The organism is Rhodopseudomonas palustris (genome assembly GCF_003031265.1).
In the GTDB taxonomy this organism is placed as follows: Bacteria; Pseudomonadota; Alphaproteobacteria; order Rhizobiales; family Xanthobacteraceae; genus Rhodopseudomonas; species Rhodopseudomonas palustris_H.
In genome coordinates, this window is record NZ_CP019966.1 from 544,437 (window position 1) to 562,555 (window position 18,119).

Consider the following 18,119-nt stretch of genomic DNA (forward strand, 5'->3'; position numbering starts at 1 on the left):
CGAAACGCGGCCGAATCGCTGACTCGTTCTGAGTCGGGAGTGGCTGACGCAATATGTCGTACAGGGCTCAGCCGCGCACTCAAGATCAGGTGAAAAGACAGGCCATCATCCTCTTCGCCCGGGTGAGCTCTCCGCGGTTCATGCGTTCCGCGATTCCGACGGGAGTCAACATGATTCAACGCCGCCGATCACAGGCAGGCGGGGCCGCGCTCTATTGCGTGCGTGACGCCGACTTCGGAGGTGCGGCCTGGGTGATGAATTGCGTTGCTTCCAGCATTGCGTTGCCGACCGGCGTCGGGATCTTCAGCCGAAAGGGCGCAAGCACACGGGTGCCGGCGATCGGCGCCAGCCAGACTTCCATGTCGCGCTGTTTGATCAGGTATTTGATCGCGGCGCGATCCGGGATGTAGCCCGACACCGGGTTGAAATACACCGCACAGACCAGCGCTGGCCCGCGATAGCCTTTTTCGGCCTTCACCGTCTCGGTACGCTTGTATTCCATCCGCAGATCGTAGCGCATGCGGCCGTCGAAGATCGGCGTCGACACCCGGCAGGAGTCCGGGCTCAGCACGTCGCCGGTGCCCGGCACGCGCAGGAACGACGCCGTCATCGGATCGATCACACCACGGCGATGCGCGTCCGTCACCGGGATGCGGTCGTCGTCCGGTGGCGGCTCGGGCTCGATGCTCGACTCTTTGACGTTGCCGTTCGCGAGCGTGATGCGGATGGTTTCGGTTTTCTTACCGCCCGTGATGCTGGCCATGTAGTTGCCGGGCACCAGCTGGCCATTGATCACTCGGCCCTGCGCTTCGCCGCGGCCGTGGCCACTGGAAAACGCCTGCATCACGCCGGAGGTCGTCCCGGTCGCCGATGCCGAATAGAAATCATCGTCGACCTGGATCACCCAGGCGCCCTTGCCGACCTCGATCCCCGCGAGGGAGGCCTCATAGCGGGCGTCGAGCTTGCCCTGAGCAGCCGCAGGAACAGCCGTCAGCACCGCGGCGACAGCCAGCAGCCCGCCCAGACCCGCGTACCGGGTCCACGTGGGAATGACAGTGGCAATATGGCTGCTGATGTTCACGAACGATGTCCTGCCTGGCGCGGAGGCGCCGTCGATGGGTCAACTCGCACCGGGCCGATTTGTTGGTGTCGGAACCGATTACGTCCTTTATATGGTGCCAGATGCTTGATGGTGCGCGCAAATCCGCGTATCGCCGGCACCTAACGGCAGTTCCCGATTCGGCATTTTCGGGTTCCGGCGCAGCCGTCGCTTGACGCTGCGCGCCAGCCCTTTTATAGGTCCGCGGTTCCTGAAAACGGACGAATGATGAAGCCCCGCGCCTGCTGGTGGGCCGGCGGGGGATGACAGAGGATTTTCGCCATGTCTCGGCGCTGCGAACTGACCGCCAAGGGTGCCCAGGTCGGCCACAAGGTCAGCCATTCGAACATCAAGACCAAGCGGCGTTTCCTGCCCAACCTGGTCAACGTCACTTTCCTGTCGGACGCGCTCGGCCGCGCGGTGCGGCTGCGCGTTTCGACCAACGCGCTGAAGAGCGTCGACCACCGCGGTGGCCTCGACGCCTACCTGCTCAAGGCTCGCGACGCCGAGCTGTCGCCGAAGGCGGTGGAGCTGAAGCGCGCGATCGCCAAGAAGACGGCTGGCGCGCCGGTTGCCGCGGCGAGCTGATCGCCGCTTCGCCAGTTCAGGCCTGATTGAGATTTCGGCGGCCGGGTCGTTCGACCCGGCCGTTTTGTCGTGCGTGCTGGTCCGGACGGGCTGCCGCAGGTCCCTGCGTGGCCACCGGCATTCGAGGGTGCGATATCCCGGTATCACTACCAGGAATATACCTTCGTTCGAATCACGTACTTTCCCGAGGTGACGGAGCGATCGGCCGATCGCACAACTTCTTCACGTCGGTCTGATCGCCCATTCGAGCGCATACCGCAGCATAAGCCGCCGCCGTCGCTCTTCCATGCGCGCCGGTGCGGTCGCCATCGCAGGGGCCTTCATGAAACTGTCGACCCGGCTGACCCTCGCCATGGTAGCGCTGGTTCTGGTGACCACCGCGGTCCTCGGATTTCTCAACTACCAGAACGTCGTCGATCTGGTGATGCCGCGGGCGCTGATGCGGCTACACACCCACGCCCAGCTCAACGCTTTGCTGATCGAGACGTCGCTCCAGAGCACCCACGCTGATGCAGTCGGGGCGCAATCCTCAGCGGCGTTGCGCGATCTGCTCACCGCCCGGCGTGACAGCCTGCAAACCACCGGCGAGGAGCCGGCGAACTGGCGTAAGCGCATCGAAGCCCGTTTCATCGCCGAGCTGGTGGCTAAGCCGAGCTGTGCAATTCTGCGCGTGATCGGCCCGGAGGACGGCGGCCGCGAACTGGTGCGGGTCGATCGGCTCGGTCCGAACGGCAGCATTCGGGCTGTGCCGCAGTCCGAGCTGACCCGCCGCGGCGATCGCACGTACGTCAAGGAAGGCATGGCGTTGCCGCCCAACCGGGTGGCGATGTCGAAGGTCGAGCTGAACAAGACTGCGACCGGACTCGAGACTCCCTATGTGCCGACGGTACGGACCATGGCGCCGATCGACGGGGCCGATGGCACGCGGCTCGGTCTGCTCGTCATCAATACGGATCTGAGCGGGACGCTCGAGCGGATCCGCGAGAGCTCCGACGGCAGTAATATCATCTACGTCGTCAATGCCGATGGCGATTACCTGCTGCATCCCGATCGGTCGCGCGAATTCGGGTTCGACCTCGGCAAACTAAGCCGCATCCAAGACGACTTCCCGCGGATGTCCGAACTGCTGCTTCTGCGCAAGGGCGGCGATACGCCGACCCTGGTCGCGGATAGCGCCGGCGAACGCTTCGGCGCCGGGTGGGACTGGGCCGAGTTGCCGAACGGGCCGAGGCTCGCGGTGGTGGAAATGCGGCCCTACGTGTCGCTGACGTCGGTGCAAACGGCGGTGCGGAATTCCACCATCCTCGGCGGTACCGTGGCGATCCTGGTGGCGATGCTGATGGCGTTTCCGCTGGCGCGCTCGCTCACCCGTCCGTTGGTGCGGATCACCAATTCGATCGTGGCGTTCTCATCAAGCGGCGTGCCGGTCGAGGTGAAGACCGGCGGTGGCCACGAGATCAACATGCTGGCCGAAGCCTTTACGCGGATGGCGTCGGAATCGCAGCGCAAGGCGGTGGCGCTGGCCTCCGAGGTGGAGCAGCGTTCGCGGATCGCCGAAGTGCTGCAGAACACCATCGACAACATGGTCGATCCGGTGCTGGTCGCCGATGCCAACGGCTTGGTGATCCTCACCAACCCGGCGGCACGCGAAACCTTCGGTCAGCTGTCGGGGGTCGGCGTGCTCAACACCACCCGTTCGTTCGATCGGTTCGATGCGGACGGCAATCCGATGGCGCAGGATCAGTCGCCGCTGCTCCGCGCCTTTCGCGGCGAGACCATCATCAATTTCGAGTTCGCGGTGCAGCCGATCGGTTCGGAGCGTCGGTCCTATCTGATCGCCAACGGCCGCCCGTTGCGGAACGAAACCGGCGAGATACAGGGCGCCGTGATGGTGTATCACGACATCACCAAGACCAAGAAGGCTGAGGACGCGCTTCGCCGCAGCGAGCAGATGTCGCGTGCGATCATCGATACGGCGCTCGACGCGTTCGTGCAGCTCGATGCGCTGGGGCGGATCACCGATTGGAGCCCGCACGCCGAGTCGATGCTGGGCTGGAGCCGCGAGGAAGCGATCGGTCAGGATTTCGGCGAGCTGGCGCTCCCGCCGGATCAAACCAGAGAAATCAAGACGGGTTATCGACGCTTCATCGAAGCGATCGAACACGACATGAGCGTGATTCAGGGGCATCGCATCGAGATCGAAGCGGTCCGGCGCGACGGCTCACCGATCGCGCTCGAAGTCTCGATGACGGCGCTGCCGGTCGAGGGGCGTTTCGTCGTCAACGTCTTCATGCGCGACCTGACCGAGAAGATCGCGTTCGAAGAGCAGCTGCGGCAGTCGCAGAAGATGGAGTCGATCGGGCAGCTGACCGGCGGCATCGCCCACGATTTTAACAACATGCTGACGGTGATCACCGGCACCATCGATATCATCAGCGACGGTGTCGCCGACCAGCCGCATCTGGCGGCCATTGCCAAGCTGATCAGCGAAGCCGCCGATCGCGGTTCGGAGCTGACCCGTCTGTTGCTCGCCTTCGCGCGCAAGCAGCCGCTGCGGCCCGACGAGACCGAGGTCAACGCGCTGCTGTCGGGTTTGCAGAGCCTGCTGCGGCCGACGCTCGGCGAGCCGATCGAAGTCGAGACCGTGCTCGCGCCCGACACATGGTCGATCTATGTCGATCGCGGCCAGCTTGAATCGGCCCTGGTCAATCTCGCGGTGAATGCACGCGACGCGATGCCGAAGGGCGGCAAGCTCACGATCGAGACCAGCAACGTTGTGGTCGATCCAGATCTCGGTAAGCGGTTCGGTGATCTGGCGCCGGGCGACTACGTGATGATCGCGATTACCGATTCCGGCTGCGGCATTCCGGAGTCGATCCGCAGCAAGGTGTTCGATCCATTCTTCACCACCAAAGAAGTCGGCAAGGGCACCGGCCTCGGCCTCAGCATGGTGTACGGCTTCATCAAGCAGTCCGGCGGACACATCACGCTGGACAGCGAGGAGGAGCAGGGCACGACGTTTCGGCTATATTTGCCGCGAGCCCAGATCCAGGTCGACGCCGAGGCCGCACCAGCCATCGAGCAGAACGCGATCGGTGGTACCGAGACGATCCTGGTGGTCGAAGACGACGCCATGGTCCGCAGCTACGTCAACGCCCAGCTCAAGAGCCTCGGCTACACCACGCTGTCGGTCGGTAACGCCGCCGCAGCCCTGTCGATCGGCGAGAGCGATACCGCATTCGATCTGCTGTTCACCGACGTGGTGATGCCCGGCCCGATGAATGGCGTGCAACTCGCGGCCGAGATGATCAAGCGTCGGCCGGGGCTCAGGGTGCTGTACACCAGCGGTTATTCGGAGAACGCGCTGATCCATAATGACCGGATCGACTCCGATGTGCTGCTGCTGTCGAAGCCGTATCGGCGCAGCGATCTCGCCCGGATGATCCGCCGTGCCCTGGCGACCGCCCAGGAGGCCGAAGCGGCGCGATCGACCGCCGCCGCCGAGCCGCCCAAGCCGAGCAGGGCCGCAGCGGCACGGCCGGCCTGAAACAGCGAAGTCGCGCTTAGCCGCTTAGTCGGCTTCCAGCGTGAATTGCAGCAGCAGGGTTCGCTGCAGCATCGAGAAGTTATCGTCCGACACCATCGTCAGCACGATCGCGCCGCCGGCATCGACATGGACGTCGAGCCCTTCCATGTTGTCGATCTCGTTGCCGAGGTCGGCCTCGAAGATCGCCGGGCCATCCACGGTTGCGCCCGGGACGATCGTGCTCAGTGCTATCCGCCGGATGCGGATATGCACGCCCTCGAACCAGGAGAATTTGCGCTCGAGGACCAACAGCTCGCCGCCCGGCAGCAGCGCGGCGTCGGAGATGTCGTAGTTGGCGGTCCGGCGAACCGAGAACTGACCGGGAGATTTGCCGCCGATCAGGAAGCCGATGGTGTTGCGCTCGGCATCGAGGCCGCGTTCGGAGAGCGCGATCAGCGTGCCGGCCAGCGAATGCGGCTTCGGAACCACCAACAGCGATTCGATGCCCTTGTTGTTGGGGAGCTTGCGCAGCGCTGGTGGCACCGCGATCGGCTGGCCGCGCGCGCGGATGCCGTCGCGGCCGAAGTCGAACTTGACGATCTGGTTGACGCGCTCGAAGCCCACATAGGCTGTGCCGCCGTCAAACGCGAGCGACTCGCTGTCGTACCACTTACGTGAGCGCAGCGGCATGCCGTCGGGGCCTAGCAGCGGCGCCGCTTCGACGTCGGCAAGACCGCTCAGCGCCGTTCCGTCATAGACGATGCGGCCAGTGAACCAGGTCGCCTTGTCGCTGATCGCGACGAACCGCTCGCCGCGTGGATCAAGCCGCAACGCCGACAGCCCGCCGAAGCCGCGGAAGCCGGATGTGAGGATCAGGCCGCTGCGAAACTGCAGTGCACCGAATTGGCGATGGGCGCGATCGCGCAGGTCGAAGTGATCGATCGGGCGGGCCCGCACCTCGATCGAACGCGGTGCCGGCGGTGTCAGGTCGTCGGCTTCGACAGGCTTGGCCTGCGCCAACGCCAGGGTCGGCGCGAAACCGGCCAAGGCCGCGGCGCCGCCCAGCGACAAGCCGGCCGCAAGCAACTTGCGGCGCGTCGTCGGGGCGAAGTCCGCTACGGTTGTCGCCGTGGGATCGCTCCCCTTCCCAGCCTCGCCCCGCGGAGCGTTCATCGGCTCATCTCAGCCTGAGAGCGCTCACGAATGCAGACGGCGGCGGCGCGGACCCGGCGTTGCGGCCGGGGTGGCGGTCTCGCTGAACAGTTCGGCGAGCTTCTCGGTGATGGCGCCACCGAGCTCTTCGGCGTCGACGATGGTTACGGCGCGGCGATAGTAGCGCGTCACGTCGTGGCCGATGCCGATCGCGATCAGCTCCACCGGCGAGCGAGTCTCGATCTCCTCGATGATGTGGCGCAAGTGCCGTTCGAGGTAATTGCCGGGATTGACCGACAGCGTCGAGTCGTCGACCGGCGCACCGTCCGAGATCATCATCAGGATCTTGCGCTGCTCGGGGCGGCCGAGCAGTCGCTTGTGCGCCCAATCCAGCGCCTCGCCGTCGATGTTCTCCTTGAGCAGGCCCTCGCGCATCATCAGCCCGAGGTTCTTGCGAGCCCGGCGCCACGGCGCGTCCGCCGACTTGTAGATGATGTGGCGCAGGTCGTTGAGTCGGCCCGGATTGGCCGGCTTGCCGGCGGCGAGCCAGGCCTCGCGCGATTGTCCGCCCTTCCAGGCACGCGTGGTGAAGCCGAGGATCTCGACCTTGACGCCGCAACGCTCCAGCGTGCGCGCCAGAATGTCGGCGCAGGTCGCCGCCACCGTGATCGGGCGGCCGCGCATCGAACCGGAATTGTCGAGCAGCAGCGTCACCACGGTGTCGCGGAAGGTCGCTTCCTTCTCGCTCATGAACGACAGCGGATGGAACGGATCGATCACCACGCGCGACAGACGCGCCGGATCGAGAATGCCCTCTTCGAGGTCGAAGTCCCAGGCGCGGTTCTGCTGCGCCATCAGCCGGCGCTGCAGCCGGTTGGCGAGGCGGGCGACGATGCCCTGCAGATGCGCCAGCTGCTTGTCCAGATAGCTGCGCAGCCGCTCCAGCTCGTCGTGGTCGCAGAGGTCTTCGGCGGCGACGATCTCGTCGAACTTCGGCGCGAAGGCGTGATACTCCGGTCCGCGCGGTTCGTTGGCGCCGCGATTGTGCGGACGGGTGGCTTCGCCCGGCGTTTCGTCCTCGCCGAGTTCGGAATCGTCAAAGGCGTCGGAGGTCGATGCCTGGGCGCTTTCCATCTGGCTGTCGCTGACCTCGTCGCTGGTCGCTTCGGCCTGCTCGGCGCTCATCTCCTGCGCGGCTTCGCCCTGCGGCTCGCCCTCGGCGCCGGACTGATCGTTTTCGCCTTCCTGCTTGTCGTCCTGGTTCTCATCTTCGTCGGTCTCGGTGTCGCGATCATCGCCGAGCTCGAGCGCGTCGAGCATGTCGTGGATCACGTCACCGAACTTCGCCTGGTTGTCGGCGAAGTTTTCGAGCTGATCGAGCCGCGCCCCAAGCTTGTCTTCCAGCACCGGCCGCCACAGGTCGACCAGCTTCTTGGCCGCGGTGGGCGGCGCCAGCCCGGTCAGCCGCTCGCGCACCAGCATCGCCAGCGCATCCGACAGCGGCGCATCGGCACGGTCGGTGATCTCGTCGAATTTGCCGCGATGGAAATGATCGTCGAGCATCGCGGTGAGGTTCTTGGCGACGCCCGCCATCCGCCGTGCGCCGAGCGCTTCGACGCGCGCCTGCTCGACCGCTTCGAACACACCGCGGGCCTGCGGATTGCCCGGCATCAGCTTGCGATGCACCTTCGGGTCGTGACAGGCGAGCTTCAGCGCGATCGAGTCGGCGTGGCCGCGCACGATTGCGGCGTCGCGCTTGCTCATCTTGCGCGCCGGCTCGGGAAGCCGCGCCTTGCCCGGTGCGAGTCCGGGGCGCTCGGCCGCGAAAGTAACCTCCAGCTCCGGAGCCTTGGCGATCGCACGCAGGCACGAGGTGACGGCGCGCTTGAACGGCTCGGTCGGCGCTTCCTTCGATCCGGTGCGGAGTTTGCTGTTGGTCGTGGTGCTCATCGCCGCCTTCTCCCTTTTCCCGTTTGCCAGGAGAGGGTCGCGGTGAGGGGGTTATGCGTCGGTCGCGCGAAGAGGCCCCTCACCCGGCTCGCTTCGGTTGCCGACCTCTCCCCGCGCGCGGGGAGAGGCGAAACGATCGTCAGCTCATCGCGATGTTGACCGAGCTCTCAGGCAGCTCGGCGTTGAAGCAGCGCTGATAGAATTCCGCCACCAGCGGCCGCTCCAGCTCGTCACACTTGTTGAGGAACGTGACGCGGAACGCGAAGCCGATATCGCCGAAGATTTCGGCGTTCTCCGACCAGGTGATCACCGTGCGCGGGCTCATCACCGTCGACAGATCGCCGTTGGCGAAGGCGTTACGCGTCAGATCGGCGAGCCGGACCATCTTGTTGACGATGTCGCGCCCTTCGGCGTTGCGATAGTGCTTGGCCTTGGCGAGGATGATCTCGACTTCCTCGTCGTGCGGCAGATAGTTCAGCGTGGTCACGATCGACCAGCGGTCCATCTGGCCCTGGTTGATCTGCTGCGTGCCGTGATACAGGCCCGAGGTGTCGCCGAGGCCGATAGTGTTGGCGGTGGCGAACAGCCGGAAGGCCGGGTGCGGCTTGATGACCTTGTTCTGGTCGAGCAGGGTCAACCGGCCGGAAATTTCCAGCACGCGCTGTATCACGAACATCACGTCGGGACGGCCGGCATCGTATTCGTCGAACACCAGCGCGACGTTGTGCTGCAGCGCCCAGGGCAGGATGCCGTCGCGGAATTCGGTGACCTGCTTGCCGTCGCGGACCACGATCGCGTCCTTGCCGACCAGATCGATACGGCTGATGTGGCTGTCGAGGTTGACGCGCACGCACGGCCAATTGAGACGCGCCGCGACCTGCTCGATGTGGGTCGACTTGCCAGTGCCGTGGAAGCCGGTGACCATCACGCGTCGGTTCTTGGCGAAGCCTGCCAGAATCGCGAGGGTGGTGGCGCGATCGAAACGGTAATCCGGATCAACATCCGGTACGTGGGGGTCGACCTCGGAATAGGCCGGAACTTCAAGGTCGCTGTCGATGCCGAAGACCTGCCGGACCGACACCTTCATGTCGGGTAAGCCAGTGATCTCCGGAGCGGTGGTCGTAGCGGCGGTCATCAATCCTCCGTGGTCCCGGACGCGCCCGAAACCCGATCTTCGTTGGTGGATGCGGTTGAGTGCGGAATTGAACCTAGCAGAGAGCCGCGATCCGCAGAAGCCCGCCGCGCGATCAAAGTTCCGTCGATGTTTCATTGAGATAGGAGCGTGACGCGGTTTTGTGAAGGCTGTGTTGCGGATTCGGTGGGCGATGCCGAATCGGCGTGCAACTTTTCGGCAGGGCAGGGGTCGTAAGCTGTCGCAACTCCCTGTCCGTCTCGTTGGAGCCCCACCGCCTTGAGTTCACTGCTCGACTCGCTGGTCCATTTTGCCGCGTCGCATCCCGGCCTCGCCTATCTGACGCTATTTCTGGCGGCGCTGCTCGAAGCCGTGCCGGTGGTGGGATCGCTGGTGCCGGGCTCGACCGTGATCCTGGCGCTGAGCGCGCTGATTCCCGGCGGCGAACTCAGCCTTATTGGGGTTCTCGCCTCGGCTATCGCCGGCGCGCTGATCGGCGACGGCGCGGCGTATTGGACCGGCCATCGTGGGCAGCGCCGTATTTTGAGCGCGTGGCCGCTGTCGACCTATCCGGACGTGGTGGCGAAGGCCGAAGCGTTCTTCGTGCGTTACGGCACCTGGGCTGTGCTGTTCGGCCGGTTCGTGCCGCCGATCCGCGCCTTCGTCCCGGTCACCGCCGGCGCACTGCAGATGACGCCGCAGCGGTTCTTTGCCGTCGATGTGCCGGCGATCCTGCTGTGGGCCCCGGCGCATGTGCTGCCGGGCGTGATCGCCGCCACCGCGCTCGAGCGCAGCCACACGACGCTGCACCACTGGCTGCCGGTGCTCGCCGGCGTTGCCGGAACGCTGTTGCTGGGGCTATGGGCGTATCGGCGCTGGAAGGGCACGCCGGCTTAGCTTCAATCAAGCTCAACGACGCAAGCGTTATGCGCCAGGGACGGGCAGGTGCCGCCGAGAGCGTTCAGCTCCGCACCACCGTCTTTAGATAGTTGTAAGCCTTGATGATCTCGATCAGGCGGTCTTCGGTCGAGCGGTCGCCGCCATTGGCGTCGGGGTGATGTTGCTTTACCAGCGCCTTGTACTTGGCCTTGACCACTTCGAGCGTCGCGTCGCTGTCGAGGCCCATCACCTGCAGCGCCTTGCGCTCGGCGTTGAACACCTTGCGCGGCTCGGCGCGCGCCTCGTCGGCCGGATCGGGCCCACGACCCCGGCGGCGGCTGCCGGTGAATTCGTTGAAAACATTGAACGGATCGGCGGCGCCTTCGAGATCCTCGGGACTGCGGGCGCGGCTCTTGGCGCCATTCTGCCCCATCTTCCAGGTCGGACGATGACCGGTCAGCGCGTCCTTCTGATAGCGGGCGACGTCATCCGGATTCATCCCTTCAAAGAAGTTATAACCCTGGTTGAATTCGCGGACGTGGTTGAGACAGAAGTGCCAGTAATCCTTCTCGTAGCCGCGGCCCTTCGGCGCACGATGCGCCGCGCGGCTGGTGCAGCCGGGCGCGTCGCACATCCGCACCTGTTCGCGCGCGGCTTCACGCGCCACTTCCGCGGCCCGCGGCTTGACGCGGATCTTGTCGAAGAATTTGGACGAGTCGATTGGCATGGGCGGACTTTGACTACGCAACGCTCCGGGCTTCAAGTCTTGACATTCCGAGCAGCCCCCGGGTTGATGCGTCGCAGACGGATTTGACGGAATAACGGCCGAACGGGTGGGGCATCACGGCATGGGCACGCAGGACACTATCACGCAGAAGTTGCGCGAAGCTTTCACGCCCGAAAGCCTCGACGTCATCGACGAATCCAACCTACATGAAGGTCATGCGGGTCACGCCGGTCGCAGCGAGACTCACTTCCGGGTGAATATCGTATCGGCGGCCTTCGCGGGCAAGAGCCGGGTCGATCGTCACCGCATGGTCAACGACCTGCTGGCACCGGAACTGAAAGGCGGCGTGCACGCGCTCGCCATCAAGGCCAAAGCGCCTGGCGAAGCCTGAGCGAACAAATCGCTTAGGCTGATCCGGCTCGTGTCTTCCGGCTCTTCTTTTCGATCAGATCGGCTTCGCCGTCGCGCGGCACGGGCGAGATCCGCAGCGCCGTGATGCGGTTACGCTCGCGGCGCAGAACGCGGAAGCGGAAGCCGTGGAAGGTGAAATTCTGACCGCGGTCCGGAATCGACCGCGCCTCGTGAATCACCAAGCCCGCCACCGTAGTGGCTTCCTCGTCCGGCAGGTTCCAGTCCATCGCGCGATTGAGATCGCGGATTGGCACCGAGCCGTCGACCACCACCGAGCCGTCCGGCTGGGTGCGGACGCCGGCGACCACGACGTCGTGTTCGTCGGAAATATCGCCGACGATTTCCTCGAGGATGTCCTCCAGCGTCACCATGCCTTCGACTTCGCCGTATTCGTCGACGACCAGCGCGAAGTGAGTCTTGCGGGTGCGGAACGCCTTGAGCTGTTCGGAGACCGGACGCATCTCCGGCACGAACCAGGGTTGCAGCGCGATCTTGCCGATATCGATCTTGGACGCGTCGCCGTCAGCGGCGCGTAGCGCGCGCAGCAAATCCTTGGCGTGCAGCACGCCGACGATGTTCTCCGGCTTGTCGCGCCACAGCGGCACGCGGGTGTATTCGGTCGCCAGAACCTCTTTCACCAGTTGTTCGCTGGGTTGATCGGCGTTGACGGTGACCATCGCAGTCCGGTGCACCATCACGTCCGACACCACCAGTTCGCCGAACCGGAACACGTTCTGGATGTACTCAGCCTCACCGCTTTCGATCTTGCCGTGCTCAGCGGATTCGCCGACCAGCCCCTCGATCTCCACGTCGGTCAGGATCTCGTGCTCGGAGTTCTCTTCGACGCCGAGCAGCTTCAACACGCCGCGCGAGGCCTGGTTCAGCAGCCAGTTCAGCGGATAAAGCAGGATGAACGAGATGTGCAGCGGATAGGCGATCCACTGCGACACCGGCTCCGGCTGACGGATCGCCAGCGTTTTCGGCACCTGCTCGCCGATCACGATGTGCAGCGACGAGAAGAACAGGAAGCCGCCGAGAAACGCGATGAAGTGCTGCGCCGATTCCGACAGGCCCATCGGCTGCAGCACCGGAGCGAGCAGCGCCGATACGGTCGGTTCGCCGACCCAGCCGAGCCCGAGCGACGCCATGGTAATGCCGAGCTGGCAGCAGGCCAGATACGCTTCGACGTTGCCGAGGATGTGCTGCACCAGTTCGGCGCCGAACCGCTGCTTCTCGACCATCGCCTTGATGCGGAAGCCGCGGCTGCGCACCAGCGCGAACTCCGCCGCGACGTAGAAGGCGTTGGCGATCAGCAGCAGGACCGCGATCAGAACGTTGCTCAGAGTCGAGTTCATGATGCTCTTGGGTTCGCCTGCGGGACCGCAGGGCGCCGCAGCGGCCGTCAGGCTTGCGCCAGTTTCCGCTGCAGGAATTCGCGCACCGGCGCCGGCTCGACCTTGTTGGCGATCACAGCGCGGCCGATGCCTTCCATCAGGATGAAGGTGAGTTCGCCGCGCTTGACCTTTTTGTCCTGCGCCATCAGCGCCATCAGCCGGTCTGCGTCCGCAAGGCCTTCCTGGGTGAAGCCGGCGATGTCCTGCAGCCGGGTCGGCAGGCCGACTTCGGCGAGATGCTTGGCGAGCCGCTGCGCGTCGGCCGCCGGCATCATGCCGCGCTCGGCCGAGAATTCCGCCGCCAGCACCATGCCGATCGCGACCCCCTCGCCGTGGAACAGCCGGTCCGAGAAGCCGGTCGCCGCTTCCAGCGCATGGCCGAAGGTGTGGCCGAGATTGAGCAGGGCGCGGTCGCCGGTCTCGCGTTCGTCGCGGGCGACGATGGCGGCCTTGGCCCGGCACGAGGTGGCCACCGCGTGCTCGCGTGCGGCGCCGCCGCTGAACAGCTCGGCATGATTGGCTTCGAGCCAGGCGAAGAACGCCTCGTCGCCGAGCGCGCCGTATTTCGCGACTTCAGCATAGCCGGCGCGGAATTGGCGCGGCGACAGCGTATCGAGAATCGCGGTGTCGGCCAGCACCAGCACCGGCTGATGGAACGTGCCGATCAGGTTCTTGCCCTGCGGCGAGTTGATGCCGGTCTTGCCACCGACCGAGGAGTCGACCTGCGCCAATAGCGAGGTCGGCACCTGCACGAAGTCGACGCCGCGGCGCAGGAGCGAAGCGGAGAAGCCTGCAAGATCCCCGACTACGCCGCCGCCGAGCGCGATCACCAGGTCGTTGCGCTCGATCTTGGCGGCGATCAGAGCCTCGCAGACCTGTTCGAGGCCCGCATAGCTCTTGGAGCTCTCGCCTTCGCCGACGATCACCGACGCATGGGCGATGTCGGCCTGGTCCAGCACCTCCTCGGCGCGCTTCAGCCAGGTCTTCGCCACGGTGCGATCGGTGACGATCGCAGTGCGTGCGCCGGGCCGCAGCTTGGCGATCCGCTCGCCCAGCGAGGTGATCACGTCGCGGCCGATCACGATCTCATAGGCGCGGTCACCGAGGGCGACTTCGACGGTGATCGGGGCGGAGTGTTTCTGCGGGGCGTTCATGAAGTCTCGCTCAAGGTTGGGGCGGGCGCGCCGCACAGATAGTGGTGGAGCGCGGCGACGCATTCGTCGACGATCTTTTCGTGCGGCACGTCGCGCGACGCGATGGTGATGTCGGCTTCGCGGTACAGCGGGTAGCGCTCGGCGATCAGGCGGGCGATGGTGCCGGCCGGATCGGGCGTCTTCAGCAGCGGCCGGTCGGCGCGGCGCTTGACCCGGCGCAGGATCACGTCGGCCTCCGCCTCGAGCCACATCGAGATCGCCTTTTCGCGGATCCGGTCACGGGTCTCCTCGCGCATGAAAGCGCCGCCGCCGGTCGCCAGCACCTTGGTGCCACCGTCGAGCAGCCGGGCGATCACCCGGGCCTCGCCGTCGCGGAAATGCGGCTCGCCGTGGGTTTCGAAGATCTCCGGGATGGTCATTGCCGCGGCCGATTCGATTTCGGTGTCGGCGTCGAGAAACGGCAGCCCAAGCCGCAGCGCCAGGCGGCGCCCGACGGTGGATTTGCCGGCGCCCATCATGCCGATGAGCACGACCGGGCGTTCGCCCAGCGCCGCGACGATCTCGGCTTCCTCGGGCGACCTGCCGGCAGTAGCCGTCGGTACGGTTTCAGACATTCGCGGCTTCCGTGGGACTGAAAGGGCAAGCTATACTACCCCGGTCGCCGGGCTTGCCAGAGTCTCTTGCAAGGGAAGGGCGAACATGGTCGTAGTCGCGCGTCGCCGCCAAACGCCTGCCGCTGCCGAGATTCGCGAATGCCCACCCTGTTTCGGTTCCTGACGGTGATTGGTGTGGTAGGCGGTATCATTTACGGGACCATTTTCGCGCTGGCCAACTTCGTCGGGCCGAACAGCCGCGAAATGACCGTGACGATCGGCCCGGACAAATTTCTCAAGAAATAGCCGTTAGGCTGGTCGCATGCGTCGACCGCGAACCATATCCAAAGCCGCCGTGCTGCCGGAGCCTGAGCCTCAAGCCGCACCGCTGCGCCCTGCCTCCTATTCGGACGCCGGGCTGACCGAGCTGTTTCTCGACATGATCGCGGCCGAGCAGGGCGCTTCCGCCAACACGCTCGATGCCTATCGGCGCGATCTGGCGGACCTGTCGCACTTTCTGTTCCGCCGCCGGCTCAGCATCGGCTCCGCCGACACCGCGGCGCTGCGGGCCTATCTGGCCGATCTCGACAACCGCGGCTTTGCCACCTCCAGCGTCGCCCGCCGGCTGTCGGCGCTGCGCCATCTGTTCCGGTTCATGCTCAGCGAGCGGATTCGTGCCGACGATCCGGCCGCGATCCTGGCTGGGCCGAAGCGGGGCCGCAGCCTGCCGAAGGTGCTGTCGATTGCCGATGTCGACCGGCTGCTGGCCTGCGCCCGGCAGGAGACCGATGCCGCGGAGGGGCCGGCTCGGCTGCGCGCGGCGCGGCTGAACTGCCTGCTCGAAGTGCTCTACGCCACCGGGCTGCGCGTTTCGGAATTGGTGTCGCTGCCGCTCTCAGCGGCGCGGCGCGACGCGCGGATGATCGTGGTCCGCGGCAAGGGCGACAAGGAACGGCTGGTGCCGCTCAACGCCGGCGCCAAGCAGGCGATGGCGCGCTATCTTGAAGAGGTTGCGGCCGCCACCAAAGAAACCAAAGGCGCGCCGGCCTCGAAATGGCTGTTTCCGTCCTTCGGCGAGAGCGGGCATCTCACCCGCCAGCATTTTGCCCGCGATCTGAAGGATTTGGCAGCGCGCGCCGGGCTGTCGCCGCGGCTGGTGAGCCCGCACGTCCTGCGCCACGCCTTCGCCAGTCACCTGCTGCACAACGGCGCCGACCTGCGGATCGTCCAGACGCTGCTCGGTCACAGCGACATCTCGACCACGCAGATCTACACCCATGTGGTCGAGGAGCGGCTGAAGAGCCTGGTGCGCGACCTGCACCCGCTCGGCGAAGGCCGCTGAGCCGCGCTAGCTTTCGGAAGCCCGGCCGGTCATCCGCGACAGCACTTCGTCGCGCTTGACGAACTGATGCCAGCACACCGCGCCGAGATGCACCGCCAGCACCGCGCCTAGCACCCAGGCGCCGCGGTCATGCAGCATCTGGCCCCATTCGGAGAGGGCGTGATCGCGCGGCACCAGACGTGGCCATTGAAACAGTCCGAACCACGGCAGCGAGTAGCCGCCGGCGCCGGAGAACAGATAGCCGCTGAGCGGCATGAACAGCATCAGGCCATAGAGTGCCAGATGGCCGGCGCGGGCCGCCATTTCGGTGAGATGTCCGAGCGGCCGCCGATATGGCGGCTCGCCGCTGACCAGCCGCCATACGATGCGGACGATGAGCAGCGCCAGGATGGTGAAGCCGATCGATTTGTGCAGTTCGAGCAAACCCTGCCGTGGCTGCTGGCCTGATGGATAGTAGGCCGACACGATGCCGAGCCCGATCGCCGCGAAGATCAGCAACGCCATCGACCAGTGCAGCCAGCGCTGCGCGCGCCCGAACATGAAGCGATCGGTCGAGATGGGAGCGTCGTCTGAGGCGGTCATGTTGGACTTTCTGGCTAGGGCAGGGGCGGTGCCGAGCCATCAGATCGGCGAATGAAAATCAACTTACCGAAGCGTCATCGATTTCGACCGCAGCCGGCAGCGCTTCTGCGGTTCAACCGCCGGCTGCCGGCCACCTGACCGGCGCGAGCCGCGCCGGCTGGTGCACGATCCGGCGCTGCGGCAGTTGTCCCAGCCGCTTGACTTGGCTCCCGGATGGCTTGAAAAGCCGGGCGGCCCTATCGGCCGCAGCTTTCCTCCCCATATCGCCAAAGTCATGTCCGGGCCCATGCGCAGCTATCTCGACTTCGAAAAGCCGGTGGCGGAACTCGATTCCAAGATCGACGAATTGCGCACGCTCGCGGCCTCCGGCAGCGACATCCACGAGGAAATCGAGAAGATCGAAGAGAAAGCGCAGCAGGCGCTGCAGGATCTCTATGCGGCGCTGACGCCGTGGCAGAAGACCCAGGTCGCGCGTCATCCGCAGCGGCCGCACTGTGTCGATTACATCGAAGGTCTGATCACCGAGTTCACGCCTTTGGCCGGCGACCGCAAGTTCGGCGACGACGAGGCGCTGGTGGGCGGCTTCGGCCGCTTCCGCGGCGAAGCCGTCTGCGTCATCGGCCAGGAAAAGGGTTCGACCACCGAAACCCGGCTCCGGCATAATTTCGGCATGGCGCGGCCGGAAGGCTATCGCAAGGCCGTGCGGCTGATGGAAATGGCCGACCGCTTCGATCTGCCGGTGCTGTCGCTGGTCGATACCGCCGGCGCCTATCCGGGGATCGGCGCCGAGGAGCGCGGCCAGGCCGAGGCGATCGCCCGCTCGACCGACGCCTGCCTGCAGCTCGGCGTGCCCAACGTCGCGTTGGTGATCGGTGAGGGTGGCTCCGGCGGCGCGATCGCGATCGCCACCGCCAACAAGGTGCTGATGCTCGAACACGCCGTGTACAGCGTGATCTCGCCCGAAGCGGCATCCTCGATCCTGTGGCGCGACGGCACCAAGGCGCAGGAAGCGGCGAATTCGATGAAGATCACTGCCCAGGACCTGCTGAGGTTCGGCGTGATCGACCAGATCCTGGCCGAACCGAAGGGCGGCGCCCATCGCGATCCAGAAGCGATGATCGCCACCGCCGGCGATGCGATCGCGGCCGCCTTTGCCGAGCTGAAGGGCCAGGGCCGCGATGCGATCCGCGCCCAGCGCCGGCAGAAGTTCCTCGATATCGGCCGCAAGCTGGCCTGATCGGGACCGGCTCGCTGCCGGTCCGCCGGATTGATCAACTCTTAACCAAATCCGCACCGCTGGTTCGAAATTCGGCGCTCGGCCGCAGTTTCGCCGCGCGCCGGCGATTCAATGTTCCTTGACCATGATCTCCGGACCGCCCTGCCGCCGGCCTGATCGGCTTGCGACCCCAAGGGCTTAAGGATAATCTTGGCAGACTGCACACGGCCCCAGCGGTTTGGGGCCAACGCGGTGCAGAGTTTGGTAAATGCGAGCGGTCGAATCCGCCGGATCTTGCAAGATCCGGTGCCGGAGATGGCCGCGCGGAAGCTGGACGACTGGATAGCTCGAATGTGGGGTGCGGGTTTGCCGGT

General features: G+C 65.6%; 16 protein-coding genes. 7 read left to right on the forward strand and 9 right to left on the reverse strand.

Features of this window, described 5'->3' with window-relative positions:
• Positions 1-211: 211 nt before the first annotated feature.
• Positions 212-1,081, reverse strand: coding sequence for a DUF3108 domain-containing protein (locus RPPS3_RS02570; protein WP_107342707.1), 870 nt, complete (start codon positions 1,079-1,081; stop codon positions 212-214).
• A gap of 300 nt (positions 1,082-1,381) precedes the next feature.
• On the opposite strand from RPPS3_RS02570, the gene rpmB reads away from it, so the two are divergent.
• Both rpmB and RPPS3_RS02580 read left to right on the forward strand, forming a co-directional pair.
• Positions 1,382-1,687 carry a 50S ribosomal protein L28 gene (gene rpmB, locus RPPS3_RS02575; RefSeq protein WP_107342708.1) on the forward strand — a complete coding sequence of 102 codons (306 nt, stop codon included), beginning with the start codon at positions 1,382-1,384 and terminating at the stop codon, positions 1,685-1,687.
• A gap of 322 nt (positions 1,688-2,009) precedes the next feature.
• Complete coding sequence (locus RPPS3_RS02580; RefSeq protein ID WP_107346394.1) at positions 2,010-5,234, forward strand: PAS domain S-box protein; 3,225 nt, start codon at positions 2,010-2,012, stop codon at positions 5,232-5,234.
• A 24-nt stretch (positions 5,235-5,258) separates the two neighbouring features.
• Here the strand turns inward: RPPS3_RS02580 and RPPS3_RS02585 are convergent, their stop codons facing one another.
• From RPPS3_RS02585 to cobS, 3 genes are all read right to left on the reverse strand, one after another.
• Positions 5,259-6,386, reverse strand: a complete 1,128-nt coding sequence (locus RPPS3_RS02585; RefSeq protein WP_107342709.1) for an esterase-like activity of phytase family protein — start codon at positions 6,384-6,386, stop codon at positions 5,259-5,261.
• A 24-nt stretch (positions 6,387-6,410) separates the two neighbouring features.
• The gene (gene cobT / locus RPPS3_RS02590) at positions 6,411-8,315 is read right to left on the reverse strand and encodes a cobaltochelatase subunit CobT (RefSeq protein ID WP_107342710.1); all 1,905 of its coding nucleotides are present in this window, start codon (positions 8,313-8,315) and stop codon (positions 6,411-6,413) included.
• Between the two features lie 139 nt (positions 8,316-8,454).
• Complete coding sequence (gene cobS, locus RPPS3_RS02595) at positions 8,455-9,450, reverse strand: cobaltochelatase subunit CobS (RefSeq protein WP_107342711.1); 996 nt, start codon at positions 9,448-9,450, stop codon at positions 8,455-8,457.
• A 276-nt stretch (positions 9,451-9,726) separates the two neighbouring features.
• Here cobS and RPPS3_RS02600 point away from each other — a divergent pair, with 276 nt between their 5' ends.
• Positions 9,727-10,344, forward strand: a complete 618-nt coding sequence (locus RPPS3_RS02600; protein ID WP_107342712.1) for a DedA family protein — start codon at positions 9,727-9,729, stop codon at positions 10,342-10,344.
• Between the two features lie 64 nt (positions 10,345-10,408).
• Here RPPS3_RS02600 and RPPS3_RS02605 read toward each other — a convergent pair whose 3' ends face one another.
• A complete protein-coding gene (locus RPPS3_RS02605; protein WP_107342713.1) occupies positions 10,409-11,053 on the reverse strand; it encodes a J domain-containing protein in 645 nt (214 codons plus the stop codon).
• A gap of 121 nt (positions 11,054-11,174) precedes the next feature.
• Here RPPS3_RS02605 and RPPS3_RS02610 point away from each other — a divergent pair, with 121 nt between their 5' ends.
• Positions 11,175-11,444, forward strand: coding sequence for a BolA family protein (locus RPPS3_RS02610; RefSeq protein WP_107342714.1), 270 nt, complete (start codon positions 11,175-11,177; stop codon positions 11,442-11,444).
• Positions 11,445-11,457: 13 nt separating this feature from the next.
• Here the strand turns inward: RPPS3_RS02610 and RPPS3_RS02615 are convergent, their stop codons facing one another.
• Genes RPPS3_RS02615 through RPPS3_RS02625 form a run of 3 tightly spaced genes read right to left on the reverse strand, consistent with a single transcriptional unit; the run spans position 11,458 to position 14,626 of the window.
• A complete protein-coding gene (locus RPPS3_RS02615) occupies positions 11,458-12,819 on the reverse strand; it encodes an HlyC/CorC family transporter (protein WP_107342715.1) in 1,362 nt (453 codons plus the stop codon).
• Between the two features lie 47 nt (positions 12,820-12,866).
• Positions 12,867-14,012 (reverse strand): 3-dehydroquinate synthase, encoded by a 1,146-nt coding sequence (gene aroB, locus RPPS3_RS02620; RefSeq protein WP_107342716.1) that lies wholly within the window; start codon positions 14,010-14,012, stop codon positions 12,867-12,869.
• Positions 14,009-14,626, reverse strand: a complete 618-nt coding sequence (locus RPPS3_RS02625) for a shikimate kinase (protein WP_107342717.1) — start codon at positions 14,624-14,626, stop codon at positions 14,009-14,011. Before RPPS3_RS02625 ends, aroB begins: the two co-directional genes overlap by 4 nt.
• Before the next feature lie 138 nt (positions 14,627-14,764).
• On the opposite strand from RPPS3_RS02625, the gene RPPS3_RS02630 reads away from it, so the two are divergent.
• Together RPPS3_RS02630 and xerD are read left to right on the forward strand one after the other, a co-directional pair.
• Positions 14,765-14,911 carry a hypothetical protein gene (locus tag RPPS3_RS02630; protein ID WP_011156073.1) on the forward strand — a complete coding sequence of 49 codons (147 nt, stop codon included), beginning with the start codon at positions 14,765-14,767 and terminating at the stop codon, positions 14,909-14,911.
• Positions 14,912-14,927: 16 nt separating this feature from the next.
• Positions 14,928-15,947 (forward strand): site-specific tyrosine recombinase XerD, encoded by a 1,020-nt coding sequence (xerD, locus tag RPPS3_RS02635; protein ID WP_107342718.1) that lies wholly within the window; start codon positions 14,928-14,930, stop codon positions 15,945-15,947.
• A gap of 6 nt (positions 15,948-15,953) precedes the next feature.
• On the opposite strand, the gene RPPS3_RS02640 is transcribed toward xerD, so the two are convergent.
• Positions 15,954-16,529 carry a cytochrome b gene (locus RPPS3_RS02640; RefSeq protein WP_107342719.1) on the reverse strand — a complete coding sequence of 192 codons (576 nt, stop codon included), beginning with the start codon at positions 16,527-16,529 and terminating at the stop codon, positions 15,954-15,956.
• Between the two features lie 274 nt (positions 16,530-16,803).
• Here RPPS3_RS02640 and RPPS3_RS02645 point away from each other — a divergent pair, with 274 nt between their 5' ends.
• Positions 16,804-17,766: an acetyl-CoA carboxylase carboxyltransferase subunit alpha gene (locus tag RPPS3_RS02645; protein ID WP_107342720.1), complete on the forward strand. Its 963-nt coding sequence runs from the start codon at positions 16,804-16,806 to the stop codon at positions 17,764-17,766.
• Positions 17,767-18,119: the final 353 nt, after the last annotated feature.

Coding starts and splice junctions, on each gene's coding strand:
- rpmB (WP_107342708.1), top strand. CDS start 1,382: ATGTCTCGGCGCTGCGAACTGACCGCCAAGGGTGCCCAGGTCGGCCAC.
- RPPS3_RS02580 (WP_107346394.1), top strand. CDS start 2,010: ATGAAACTGTCGACCCGGCTGACCCTCGCCATGGTAGCGCTGGTTCTG.
- RPPS3_RS02585 (WP_107342709.1), bottom strand. CDS start 6,386: ATGAACGCTCCGCGGGGCGAGGCTGGGAAGGGGAGCGATCCCACGGCG.
- cobT (WP_107342710.1), bottom strand. CDS start 8,315: ATGAGCACCACGACCAACAGCAAACTCCGCACCGGATCGAAGGAAGCG.
- cobS (WP_107342711.1), bottom strand. CDS start 9,450: ATGACCGCCGCTACGACCACCGCTCCGGAGATCACTGGCTTACCCGAC.
- RPPS3_RS02605 (WP_107342713.1), bottom strand. CDS start 11,053: ATGCCAATCGACTCGTCCAAATTCTTCGACAAGATCCGCGTCAAGCCG.
- RPPS3_RS02610 (WP_107342714.1), top strand. CDS start 11,175: ATGGGCACGCAGGACACTATCACGCAGAAGTTGCGCGAAGCTTTCACG.
- RPPS3_RS02615 (WP_107342715.1), bottom strand. CDS start 12,819: ATGAACTCGACTCTGAGCAACGTTCTGATCGCGGTCCTGCTGCTGATC.
- aroB (WP_107342716.1), bottom strand. CDS start 14,012: ATGAACGCCCCGCAGAAACACTCCGCCCCGATCACCGTCGAAGTCGCC.
- RPPS3_RS02625 (WP_107342717.1), bottom strand. CDS start 14,626: ATGTCTGAAACCGTACCGACGGCTACTGCCGGCAGGTCGCCCGAGGAA.
- RPPS3_RS02630 (WP_011156073.1), top strand. CDS start 14,765: ATGCCCACCCTGTTTCGGTTCCTGACGGTGATTGGTGTGGTAGGCGGT.
- xerD (WP_107342718.1), top strand. CDS start 14,928: ATGCGTCGACCGCGAACCATATCCAAAGCCGCCGTGCTGCCGGAGCCT.
- RPPS3_RS02640 (WP_107342719.1), bottom strand. CDS start 16,529: ATGACCGCCTCAGACGACGCTCCCATCTCGACCGATCGCTTCATGTTC.
- RPPS3_RS02645 (WP_107342720.1), top strand. CDS start 16,804: ATGTCCGGGCCCATGCGCAGCTATCTCGACTTCGAAAAGCCGGTGGCG.